This is a genomic window from Lentzea alba, assembly GCF_047445655.1.
In the GTDB taxonomy this organism is placed as follows: domain Bacteria; phylum Actinomycetota; class Actinomycetes; order Mycobacteriales; family Pseudonocardiaceae; genus Lentzea; species Lentzea alba_A.
Genome location: NZ_JAJAEG010000005.1, coordinates 19,786 through 30,670, shown reverse-complemented (window position 1 = coordinate 30,670; position 10,885 = coordinate 19,786). Strand labels below are relative to the sequence as shown.

Genomic DNA, 10,885 nt, shown 5'->3' with positions numbered 1-10,885 from the left:
CCCGGGGGGGGGGTGCGCCCCCCACCACTGGATCACACGGTCTGCTTGTTCGCGCTGCGAAAGCCGCGCAACCGCAAGCTGTTGCTCACCACGAACACCGAGGAGAACGCCATCGCGGCCCCGGCGATCATCGGGTTGAGCAGGCCGAGCGCGGCCAACGGCAGAGCCGCCACGTTGTAGGCGAAGGCCCAGAACAGGTTGCCCTTGATCGTGCCGAGCGTGCGTCGCGACAACCGGATCGCGTCGACCGCCGCGCGCAGGTCGCCGCGCACCAGCGTGAGGTCGCTGGCCTCGATCGCGACGTCCGTGCCGGTGCCCATCGCGAGCCCGAGATCGGCCTGGGCGAGCGCGGCCGCGTCGTTCACGCCGTCACCGACCATCGCGACCACACGTCCCTCACCCTGCAGTCGCTTGACCACCTCGACCTTGTCCTTGGGCAGCACCTCGGCGATCACCTCGTCGATACCGACCTCGGCGGCCACCGACTTCGCCACGGCCTCGTTGTCGCCGGTCAGCAACACGGGACGCAGACCTAGCTGACGCAGTCCCGCGATCGCCTCAGCCGAAGTGGGCTTGACCGTGTCGGCGACCACGAGAACGCCGCGTGCTTCGCCGTCCCACGCCACCAGCACGGCGGTGCGGCCCTTGTCCTCCGCCTCCTTCTGCGCGGTCGCGAGCTCCTCGCTGAGGCGGACGCTCCACTCCTCGAGCAAACGGGCCCGGCCCACCAGTACGGCGTGCTCACCGACAACACCCTGCACGCCGAGGCCTTCGAGGTTCTGGAAGCCTTCGACCTCGGGCAGATCGCCAACCCGCTCGGTGGCACCCGCGGCGATGGCCCTGGCGATCGGGTGCTCGGAGGCGTGCTCCAGCGCACCTGCCAGCCGCAGCACCTGCTCCTCGTCGACGCCGTCCGCGGCGTGCACCTCGACCAGGCTCATCTGGCCGGTCGTGACCGTGCCGGTCTTGTCGAGCACGATCGTGTCGACGCGGCGGGTCGACTCCAGCACCTCAGGACCCTTGATCAGGATGCCCAGCTGGGCGCCGCGACCGGTGCCGACCAGCAACGCCGTGGGCGTGGCCAGGCCGAGCGCGCACGGGCAGGCGATGATCAGCACCGCGACGGCCGCGGTGAAGGCCGCCGAGGCACCCGTACCGGCGCCCAGCCAGAACGCCAGCGTGCCGACGGACAGTGCGATGACGATCGGGACGAAGACCGCGGAGATCCGGTCGGCGAGGCGCTGAACCTCGGCCTTGCCGTTCTGCGCGTCCTCGACGAGCTGGGCCATCTGCGCGAGCTGCGTGTCCGCGCCGACCCTCGTCGCGCGCACCACGAGCCGCCCGCCCGCGTTGACCGTGGCACCGACGACGCTGTCACCGGTGGTCACCTCAACCGGCACGGACTCGCCGGTGATCATGCTCATGTCGACCGCTGAGCTGCCCTCTTCGACCACTCCGTCGGTGGCGATCTTCTCGCCGGGACGGACGACGAACCGGTCGCCGACTCGCAGGTCGTCCACGCTGATGCGCTGTTCCTTGCCGTCCCGCAGCACGGCGACGTCCTTGGCTCCGAGTTCGAGCAGGGCGCGCAACGCGGCACCGGCGCGGCGCTTGGAGCGCGCCTCGAAGTACCGGCCGGCGAGGATGAACGTCGTCACGCCCGCCGCGACCTCGAGGTAGATGTTGCCTGCCCCCGGCATGCGCTGGACGGTCAGGTCGAAGCCGTGCGTCATGCCCGGAACGCCTGCGGTACCCAGGAAGAGCGCGTACAGCGACCACACGAACGCGGCACCCACGCCGAGCGAGATGAGCGTGTCCATGGTGGCGGCGCCGTGCCGCAGGTTGGTCCACGCGGCCTTGTGGAACGGCCACGCGGCCCACACCACGACAGGCGCGGCGAGTGTCAGCGACAGCCACTGCCAGTAGGTGAACTGCAGCGCCGGGATCATCGCCAGCGCGATCACCGGCACGGTCAGCACGATCGAGGTGATCAACCGCTGGCGCAGTGGCCGGGTCGGGTCGTCCTCGATCTGCTCGTCGACCTGCGGGGGAGCGGGGAGGTCGGCGGTGTAGCCGGTGTTCTCGACGACCTTGACGAGGTCCTCGGCAGTCAGCGACTCGGGGAACCTGACCCGCGCCTTCTCAGTGGCGTAGTTGACGGTCGCCTGGACGCCTTCGAGCTTGTTCAGCTTGCGCTCGATGCGTGCGGCGCAGGAGGCACAGGTCATCCCGCCGATCGAGAGCTCGATCTGACTCGTGTGGACGTCAGCCGCCGTGGCCATGGCCGTCCTCCTCCTTCGGTGTCGTCGTGCTGGTGGGCTGAGGTGCTGCCGTGCCCGCCGTGGCGAGGGTGAACTCCGCGGTGCGGACCTTGCCCTCGTGCTGGAAGTCCAGGAACAACCGGTAGCGGCCGGCCGTCGGCACCTCGACCGCGAACTTCACGTCCGGGCCCGCGCCGGGACCGTCCTGCGGATGCACGTGCAGGTAGGCGAGATCGGCCGCGCGCAAAGCGACCAGGTGCCCGTTGGCGCCGAGATAGGGCTGCAGATCAGTGACCGGCTTGCCGTCCTTGGTGACCGTCACGGTCACAGAGGACTCGGCGCCCGCGGTGAGGTCGCCGTTCAGCCGGACGACATAACCGTCGATTGAGGACTCGCGGCTGTCTTGGGTGAACTGCTGCGGCTCGTACGCCCCGGCGACCTGAACGTCCGCGCCCAGCGTCGTCTTGGCCCCGTTCTCGGGCTTGAAGTCCGCGAACACGCGATAGCTTCCGGCTGAGGGGAGCGTGAGCGGGACCGACCAGGTGCCGTCCGCGGCCATCTCCGGGTGCACGTGCTGGAACCCTGAGCCGTCACGGCGCACCAGCACGAGGTGGAGCTTCTTCTCGTGCTCCACAGCGAACTTGGTGACGGTGTCGCCGCCGACCGTTCCGATCTTGAAGCTGAAGTTCTGCGGTGTCCGGGCGGTTGCGGTGTTCTGCGCCAGGTTGAGCACGTAACCGTTGTCCGCGACGGAAAGTCCCGGTGGGAGTTTGCTCTCGGCTGAGGCGGGCTGCTCGGCGCCGTGCTCCATCGCGTTCGGCTTGGTCTCCTCGCCGATCGGTCCGGCGGCGGCACCGGCAGCCCATGCGCCGCCGAAGACGATCGCCAGCACACCCGCGTAGGCGGCCACCTTCGTGGCGGTGTTCATCTGACTCTCCCTCAGCTGGCGACCAGCGTGTAGCCGGCCTCGGTGACGGCGGCCCGGACGTCGTCCTCGGCGACCGGCTGGGCGCTCGTGACGGTGACCTTGCCGCTGTCGAGCTCGACGGCCACGTTCTGCACGCCGTCGAGCTGGCTGATCTCCTCGGTCACCGAGCTGACGCAGTGCCCACAGGTCATGCCGCTGACGGTGAAAACGGACTCGGACATCGGGTGCTCCTCAGATGTGGTTCGAAAACGTCGAGGTTCAGGAGCGGACCAAGCGGGCGATGGCGTTGCTGGCCTCGGCGATCTTGTCGTCCGCGGTCGTGCCGCCCTCGGTGATGGCCTGGCTGACGCAGTGCTTCAGGTGCTCGTCCAGCAGGTTGAGCGAAACCGACTGCAGTGCCCTGGTGGCGGCGGAGATCTGGGTGAGGACATCGATGCAGTAGTCGTCGTTCTCGATCATCCGCTGAAGTCCGCGCACCTGACCCTCGATGCGCCGCAAGCGCCGCAGGTGGTCTTCCTTGTTGTCGGTGTAGCCGTGCATCTACCGCTCCTGTCGATCGGTCCGCCGCGCGGCCGGTCGTGGATGACCGGGGGAACGGCGGACTCTTACCGCCTTTATACCCATGGGGGGTACCCGTACGCAAGGAATTCGTCGATACAGGTGGGGGGTATCCGTCGTGACGTCGCGCTCAGTGTCCGGCCGGGTACGGCCAGGCGTTGGGCTTGCACACTTTTCCGTCTGCTGAAACGCGATCGGTGCCGAGTGCGGCCAGATAGTCGTTCGACACACCCCAGGACTGCTGCATCATCACGGGGGCGAGAGCGCCGTTCTCCTGGCAAGGTTTGTGGTCGTACCCGAGGCCGTGGCCAACCTCGTGGCTGACGACGTACTGCTTGTACTCGACCAGAGCACCCTGAAAGGACACCGCGCCGCGTACCCACCGCGCGATGTTGATCGTGATGTTCGTGCCGTTGACGCACGACCCTTCGAAGGGGATCGAGAACCCGCACACCTCGCGTGTGGTCATCTGCGAGGTCAGCCGGATGCGCAGGTCCGGCTTGCCGGAGTCGACTCGCTGGAAACCGTGCTGGCCGTCGCCGATCCAGCCGCGCGGGTCGGCGACGATCGTGCTGACGTCGGAGGCGAAACCTTCGGGGCCGCCGACGAGCGTGATTCCGTCCTCGACCTCGACGGTGTAGGTGACGCGATCGGGTCCGCCGACAGGCCCACTTGTGCCTGGCACGACGGTCCACCTGCGGTTTCCCCGTGTGGTGAACTCGCCGCCTGGGGGCAGTTCGGCTGACGCGGTCGCCGCGCCGAATGTCTTCGGGTCCGGGTTGGGCGCGGGTGGCGTGCGGCTTCCGATCGAGTGCCCGCCCTCGTCGTGTGGTGCTGGAGAGGTGCCCGCGGTCTGTTGTGTCTCTGATGCCTCAGGATCTCGAGGCTTCATCACGTCGCGCACGGCGAAGGCGCTGACACCGCAAAGTGCGATCACTGCGAGGACGGCGGTCAACCAGTCTCGTCTGCGTCGTCTGGCTTTCGGTCGCTGTGTTCTGCGGTCGACCGGATGGAGACGTGCGACGAGCGGCTGGCCGCTCGTCGTGGTCGGCCGTTGGCGCAACTGCTGCTTCATCGTGGCGACAGCATATCTACGAAGCTGGATAGTAGATAAGATCCTTCATGAAAGGCATGTGAGCGCAACTGCGGTCAGCACAGCTCCCGAGGCTGCAACGGCGGGCAGCGCCAGGGCGGTCGCTCCGGCGAAAGCACAGGTCAGCAGTTGGCGTGCACGGCCGGAGGGATGGCGACCTGCGCGCAGGCGTTCCATCCGCGGGTCGATCGAGAACCGCTCATGCTGAGCGCGGTTGTGGGTGCGCCGTGCTGGGAGACCTTGAGCAGAGCCAGTTGCACGGCATCGGCTCCGCAGGCGCGGACTGCTGCGGAGTCCGCCGCGAGCTCCACCAGTTCACGCAGCACCGCCGGAGCCAGCTCGAACAGCGGTACGAACGGCAACGCGTGCGCCAACGCGTCGGCGAACGCGACGAGCAGGTGATGCCGCCCGGTCAGGTGCGCGCGTTCGTGGGCGAACACCGCGTCGACCTGCGCATGGCTGAGGTGTGCGGTGAGGCCCTCGGTGGCGACGATGACGCCGGGCCTGCCTGTCAGGCTGAACGTCAACGGCTTTTCGTGGGCGAGCCACAGGTTCGAACCGTCCCGGCGGGCCGCCAAGTGCAGGGTCGCGAGGTGGTCTGCGCGGGCGCGGGCGCGACGTCGGACACTGTGGACGGTGATGGAGACCAGCCGGTACGCCAGCACGATCAGCAGGCCCGCGCCGACGATGCCGCCCACTGCCTCGATACGTGGTGCGCTGCCGTGCTGAATGAAAGCCCAGCAGTTGTGCAGCGCGGTGAGGCCGTGGCTGGGAAGCAACGCAACGACGATGCCCGCGGCGGTGGTGAGGACGACCGCGATGGAGGAAGCGAGCCAAGCCACGATCGCCACGAGCGGGTCAGCTCCGCCCATGACCAGGCGGGCCAGGAAACCCGGCGCGAACCGTCCTACCAGCGCGGCGCCGATCAGGAACGAGATCGCGACCGTCATGAGGCCGGCGACCGCTTCTGTCGAGGGAGTCCTTGTCGGAGCGACTCGGATTCGCGAGAAGTGGCCGACTTGGCGAAGTGCATCAGCACGCCTCAGGGGCACCCGACGAAGCTAAGACGTCCCTCAGGGCGCGGGCGGCTGCCTCGGCGCGGCTCATCGCCGGCTCGTAGCTGTACGCCTTGTCTTCGCGTTCACGCCTGACCCAGCCTTTGCGGTGCAGGTTGTCGAGCACCGTCATCACGGTGGTGTAGGCGAGCTTCTTCGGCGTTTCCAGTCGTTCGAGGACATCGCGCACCTTGAGCGGATGTTCGCGCCACAGCACGTCCATCACCGCGGCTTCCAACTCGCCCAGTCCGTGCATCACCGCTCCGGGCGGTCAGGACACGGTACATACCTGTGAACTTCCTACTACTGGCTATAGTAGGAACGACTGGATCCCCCAGCCCAGTCATCTCGCCGGTGTTCCCCGCGTCGGTGAGGAGTGCCGGACGGAGAACAGTGCGACCTCCGTCCGGCGCTCTGTTCGCGTCAGCTCGGCTTCAGCATGGTCTGCATCTCGGTGATCTCAGCCTGCTGGGCGGTGATGATGTCCTGTGCCAGCTTCTTGGCGTCGGCGCTGGAACCCTTCTCCTGCTGGGTCTTTGCCATCTCGACGGCACCCTGGTGGTGCTTGATCATCATGTCCAGCCACATGCGGTCGAACTCCGTGCCAGTGGCGCCGTTGAGCTTCGTCATCTCCTCGGCCGTCATCATGCCCGGCATCGAGCCGTGGCCAGAGCCGTGATCCATGCCCGGCATCGACGTCGAGGCGGGTGCGGCGCCCCACTTCGTGAGCCACTCGGTCATCTTCTTGATCTCGGGGTCCTGTGCCGCGGCAATGCGCTTGCCGAGGTCGGTGACCTTCGGGCTCGTGCTCTTGCTCGGCACCATTGCGGCCATGTCCAGTGCCTGCTGGTGGTGCCCGATCATGTCCTGCGCGAACTTGACGTCCTGCTCGTTGTGGCCGTCCTGCTGGCCTGCGGCGGCCGGTGGCGCGGTGGACGAGCTGTGCTGCATGCCCGACGTGTCGTTGCTGCCGCCGCAGCCCGCGAGGAGCACGACCGCTGCAACACTCGCGACACCGAAACCGATCAGGGACTTGCTCATCATGTGCAACCTTCTGTGCTGGGAATGTGACCGACTGCGAAACCGGTGTCGATCACAACCTCAACACGCACAAGGAGTTCAACAACCCGCGACCGCCTGGTGGGGGAGGCCGCGCCGGCGCACGTGGCCATGACGGTGTGGCGGCTGTGCCGTCCTCGTGAGGCTGTACGACGCGCAGCAGCAGCGATGCCAGGAGCAACAGAGGCGTCACTGCGCAGAGGATCGCCATGCAGAGATGCAGCATGTCGTGCGTCGGTGCGGGTCCCGGTTCGTCCGGTGCGCGGCCGCTGTGGGGGTCGGCAGTGGCGGACATGACCGCATGTCCGGCGGGCATGTCGGTGTCCACGTTGACGTGGTGCATGCCGACTACGCCGAGGAAGAGCAGGCAGAGCAGGGCCCATTGGGCTGCTGTCCGCTGCATGCTCCCGCTCACGCCACTACCGTACCTAGTAGATCCCATCACCGACGCTTACGGGTCTCTGCTTCAAGTGGTTCACCTCTGAGCGCGCAAACCGGTGTTGACACCCCTAGGGGGTATGGGCGTAATGTGCTCGCCGAGATACCCCTAGGGGTACCAGGACTTGAAGGGGAAGTCATGGAGCACGGCAGCGCACAGCAGATTCACCACGACGGTCAGGTCTTGAAATTCGACCCGCACCGCTAACACTGAAAACTGTGGAAACTGCCCGTCGCCCAATTCAGTCGACACTCGCGTTGGACTGAGATGACGACATGAAAGTGACTGAAATACGAATTACCCCACGGGATTCTGGTGAATCCGTGGGGTAAGAGAATGTCCGAGGGACATGGGCTCGCACGCGTGGCACGCGTGCGACATTCGCGTGTTCATGCGGCTATGGATAGCTCGCCGCCAAATTCGAGGGCCAATTCAAGTAATTCGCGTGAATCCATTGATGGAAGCTGCTCCGCTCGTGTGAGGCAGACGCGGGACTTCCGCTGTGAGTTAAAAGTGGGCACAAGGTAGACGTCGATTGGGCGATGTTGCGGTGTACACGCCCGAGCCTCGGCAGCGTCTACGAAGATCCTCTTGAGTCTGCCGCACAGGCACAGCAGCGGTCAGTCCACGAGGTTGGGCAGGAGGTGGTCCGCCGACTCCTGGAGTTGTCCTCGCAGGGCGTCGAGGTCGACGTCGACGAGGGCGTGCTGCCGTTTGCGCCAGCGCCCGGCGATCATGACCGCCTCGATGTCGGCGGCACCCGCGTACAGCGCCGTCGCGACCGGATCGGTGCTCGGCCACAGCCTCGGCCCGGCGCCGTCGACGACGACGAGGTCGGCCTGCATGCCCGCTTCGAGCCTGCCGACGCGGTCGTCGAGCCCGAGCGCTCGGGCGCCTTCGACCGTTGCCCAGGCCAGCGCCTGTTTGGCGGTGATGGTCGCGGTGAGAGAGAACGCGCCGGTGGTCTGCCGGTGGTGGTCGTGGTCGCGGGCACGCTGGTGGGCCAGCGCGATCCGGGCAGCGGAGAGGACGTCGGCAGGGTTGACCGCGTCGGTGTCGGTGCCCAGCGATGGCGCGGCGCCCAGCTGGAGCAGGTGTCCGGTGACGGGGGAGCCGTGGCCCTGGCCGAGCTCGTTCTCCGGCGTGCACGTGACGCTCGCTCCTGCGTCGACCAGGATCTTGATCCACTCGTCGGTGAGCCCGGCGCCGTGCACGACGTTGGTCGAAGGGCTAAGCAGTCCGGCCGCCCGCACCGCATCCCACCCCGGCCCTGGCACTCCGCCGCTCTGGTGCATCGACACGACGATCCCGCGCTCGGCGGCCGCGCGGAAGTCGGTGACCGCGACGTCTGGAGTGGACAGTTGCGGGCCGCGGACGGCCATACCGAAGGTCAACAACGCGTGGGTGCCGGCCGGGCCGTCGAGCAGCCGGTCGATCTCACTCACGGGGTGGGCCGCGTCGGCGGCGGAATACGGGGTGCCGTGCAGGAAGACCCCGCGGATGCCGGACGACAGGAGGCCGTCGATCGCCGCGTCGGTGTGTTCTGGCGTGGGCGTGTTGTGGCACCAGTCTCCCAGGGTCGTGGTGCCGCGGTCGAGCTGGCTCAGCGCGCCGGCGAGCGTCCCGACGCGCATGTCTTCCGGGCGGTAGTGCTTGGCCACGGCACCGTGCATGCGACCGAGGTAATCCGCGAGCGTCCAGTCGACGCCCACGCCGCGCAGCGCGGTCTGCCAGGTGTGCAGGTGGGCGTTCACCAGGCCGGGCATGATGATGCGGTCCGTGACGTCGACGATCTCCACACCGGTGTCGTCGAGGCCGACGCCAACTCCGACGATGCTGTCGCCGTCGATGAGGACGTCGCAGCGTTCGGCGTCGGGACGGTGCGACGCCATGGTGATCACCTGCGCGCCGCGCAGCAGAATGCGGGTCATCGGACGGTCTCCTGCTGGGCCGTTGGCGTCAGCGCGCGGGCGGCGATCTGGATCGAGGCGAGGAAGTTCTGGGTGGCGATGTGCCCGATGTAGCCGTCGGGACGGATGAGCAGCAGGGTGTCCCCCTTGATCCCGTGGATGTGGCGGAAGTCGTGCCGAGCATCGGTGAGCGCGTGGTCGGCCTTGACGCCGGCATCGACGACGACACGCTGCAGCGGCGCACCCGTGGTCGGCCAGTCGATTTCATCGGCGGCAGCGGCGGCATCCGGGCCGTGGGCGACGAGGGTGAAGTGGGGACCCCGGTAGGTGTCGAACAGGTGCACCGGTGTGCCGTCCGTGCCGAGCAGTTCGGCGTCCGGCGCACGATCGCCGACCTGCAGCGTCGTTGTGCGGTCGCAGTTGGTTGGCGCGAGCGGGCCGCCGTAGTAGGTCAGCGACAGCTGCTGCTCGTCCTTGCCGCGGCGCAGGCTCGACGGATCGAGCTTCGCGATGCCTTCGTACTTCTGCGTGGACAGGCCGAGCACACCTGCGGCGATCGGCAGGCGTTCGGCCTCGTAGCTGTCCAGCAGCTGCGGGTCGGCTCCGGCGAGGACCTGGGCGAGTTTCCAGCCGAGGTTGTAGGCGTCCTGGATGCCGGTGTTGAGGCCCTGCGCGCCGGCGGGGGTGTGCACGTGCGCGGCATCGCCGGCGAGGAAGACCCGTCCGCGGCGGTAGGCCTCCGCCAGGCGGATGTTGGGCCGGAACACCGACCGCCAGCGGATGTCGCTCACTTCGATGTTCCGGTTGTGGGTGCGGGCCTGGATCCGCCGGGTGATCGCCTCCACTCCCACCGGGGGTTCCTCGTCCGGGGCCAGACGGATCATCCACTGGAACAGATCGCTGTGCGGCAGCGGGCAGGCGCCTGCGAACCGGCCCTTCACGCCCGGCCAGATGTGCCAGCGATCGCGGGACAGACCGGTCGTGACCGCGTCGACGATCAGCATCCGGTCCTGTTCGTCGGTCGTGCCGAGGAAGCTCAGGCCGAGCTGGCTGCGCACGGTGCTCGAACCGCCTTCGGCTCCCACGAGATAGCGTGCCGTGATCTTCTCGATGCCGCCGTCCCCGGTCGTCGTCGCGGTGACCGACGTGCTGTCCTGAACGAACTCGACGAGTTCCCGGCCGTACTCGACCCTTCCGCCCAGCTGCTCGAGCCGGTCGTGCAGCACGCTGTCGGTGCGGTACTGGGGAATCAGCCGGGTGTTCGGGTAGGGAACGTCGGCGGTGCGGTCGCGGTTGCGGAACATGCGCCACGGTGCGGCGACCGGTCCCAGGTGGATGCCCAGGCGCGGGTAGTCGCTGCTGCCCGCGAGAACCTCGTCGATCGTGCCGAGGTCGTCGAACACCTCGAGTGTCCGCGGCTGGATGCCTTTGGCGCGTGAGCCTTCGAACGAGTGCGGGGCCTTGTCGATGATGCGGACGTTCAAGCCGCGGCGCACGAGGTCGATCGCCAGTGTGGTGCCGGTCGGGCCGGCACCGGCGATCAGCACGTCGATGATTCGGGAGGTGTTGGGGTCGTTCATGG

The 10,885-nt window shown here is 67.7% G+C and carries 10 protein-coding genes and 1 pseudogene; all 11 read right to left on the bottom strand.

Going from position 1 to position 10,885, the window contains the following annotated elements; all coding sequences use genetic code 11:
* Positions 1 to 32: 32 nt before the first annotated feature.
* On the bottom strand, positions 33 to 2,282 hold the full coding sequence (locus tag LFM09_RS09800; RefSeq protein ID WP_414096014.1) for a heavy metal translocating P-type ATPase: 2,250 nt from the start codon (positions 2,280 to 2,282) through the stop codon (positions 33 to 35).
* A complete protein-coding gene (locus LFM09_RS09795; RefSeq protein WP_414096013.1) occupies positions 2,266 to 3,189 on the bottom strand; it encodes a hypothetical protein in 924 nt (307 codons plus the stop codon). The genes LFM09_RS09800 and LFM09_RS09795 overlap by 17 nt, the downstream gene beginning before the upstream one ends.
* A gap of 11 nt (positions 3,190 to 3,200) precedes the next feature.
* Complete coding sequence (locus LFM09_RS09790) at positions 3,201 to 3,410, bottom strand: heavy-metal-associated domain-containing protein (RefSeq protein ID WP_414096012.1); 210 nt, start codon at positions 3,408 to 3,410, stop codon at positions 3,201 to 3,203.
* Between the two features lie 37 nt (positions 3,411 to 3,447).
* Complete coding sequence (locus LFM09_RS09785) at positions 3,448 to 3,729, bottom strand: metal-sensitive transcriptional regulator (protein WP_363760335.1); 282 nt, start codon at positions 3,727 to 3,729, stop codon at positions 3,448 to 3,450.
* A gap of 148 nt (positions 3,730 to 3,877) precedes the next feature.
* Positions 3,878 to 4,639 (bottom strand): DUF3152 domain-containing protein, encoded by a 762-nt coding sequence (locus LFM09_RS09780; protein ID WP_414096325.1) that lies wholly within the window; start codon positions 4,637 to 4,639, stop codon positions 3,878 to 3,880.
* A 323-nt stretch (positions 4,640 to 4,962) separates the two neighbouring features.
* Positions 4,963 to 5,790, bottom strand: a complete 828-nt coding sequence (locus LFM09_RS09775; RefSeq protein WP_414096011.1) for a M56 family metallopeptidase — start codon at positions 5,788 to 5,790, stop codon at positions 4,963 to 4,965.
* Positions 5,787 to 6,151: pseudogene (locus LFM09_RS09770) on the bottom strand (BlaI/MecI/CopY family transcriptional regulator). Before LFM09_RS09770 ends, LFM09_RS09775 begins: the two are co-directional and overlap by 4 nt.
* Before the next feature lie 167 nt (positions 6,152 to 6,318).
* Entirely contained in the window at positions 6,319 to 6,936 is a 618-nt protein-coding gene (locus LFM09_RS09765) for a DUF305 domain-containing protein (RefSeq protein ID WP_414096010.1), read from the bottom strand.
* A 52-nt stretch (positions 6,937 to 6,988) separates the two neighbouring features.
* A complete protein-coding gene (locus LFM09_RS09760; protein WP_414096009.1) occupies positions 6,989 to 7,369 on the bottom strand; it encodes a DUF6153 family protein in 381 nt (126 codons plus the stop codon).
* Positions 7,370 to 8,013: 644 nt separating this feature from the next.
* The gene (locus tag LFM09_RS09755; RefSeq protein WP_414096008.1) at positions 8,014 to 9,324 is read right to left on the bottom strand and encodes an amidohydrolase family protein; all 1,311 of its coding nucleotides are present in this window, start codon (positions 9,322 to 9,324) and stop codon (positions 8,014 to 8,016) included.
* Positions 9,321 to 10,883 carry an FAD-dependent oxidoreductase gene (locus LFM09_RS09750; protein ID WP_414096007.1) on the bottom strand — a complete coding sequence of 521 codons (1,563 nt, stop codon included), beginning with the start codon at positions 10,881 to 10,883 and terminating at the stop codon, positions 9,321 to 9,323. Before LFM09_RS09750 ends, LFM09_RS09755 begins: the two co-directional genes overlap by 4 nt.
* Positions 10,884 to 10,885: the final 2 nt, after the last annotated feature.

What these genes read in the sequence shown, in the direction of transcription:
- LFM09_RS09800 (WP_414096014.1), bottom strand. Translation starts at nt 2,282, where the DNA reads ATGGCCACGGCGGCTGACGTCCACACGAGTCAGATCGAGCTCTCGATC.
- LFM09_RS09795 (WP_414096013.1), bottom strand. Translation starts at nt 3,189, where the DNA reads ATGAACACCGCCACGAAGGTGGCCGCCTACGCGGGTGTGCTGGCGATC.
- LFM09_RS09790 (WP_414096012.1), bottom strand. Translation starts at nt 3,410, where the DNA reads ATGTCCGAGTCCGTTTTCACCGTCAGCGGCATGACCTGTGGGCACTGC.
- LFM09_RS09785 (WP_363760335.1), bottom strand. Translation starts at nt 3,729, where the DNA reads ATGCACGGCTACACCGACAACAAGGAAGACCACCTGCGGCGCTTGCGG.
- LFM09_RS09780 (WP_414096325.1), bottom strand. Translation starts at nt 4,639, where the DNA reads ATGAAGCCTCGAGATCCTGAGGCATCAGAGACACAACAGACCGCGGGC.
- LFM09_RS09775 (WP_414096011.1), bottom strand. Translation starts at nt 5,790, where the DNA reads ATGACGGTCGCGATCTCGTTCCTGATCGGCGCCGCGCTGGTAGGACGG.
- LFM09_RS09765 (WP_414096010.1), bottom strand. Translation starts at nt 6,936, where the DNA reads ATGAGCAAGTCCCTGATCGGTTTCGGTGTCGCGAGTGTTGCAGCGGTC.
- LFM09_RS09755 (WP_414096008.1), bottom strand. Translation starts at nt 9,324, where the DNA reads ATGACCCGCATTCTGCTGCGCGGCGCGCAGGTGATCACCATGGCGTCG.
- LFM09_RS09750 (WP_414096007.1), bottom strand. Translation starts at nt 10,883, where the DNA reads ATGAACGACCCCAACACCTCCCGAATCATCGACGTGCTGATCGCCGGT.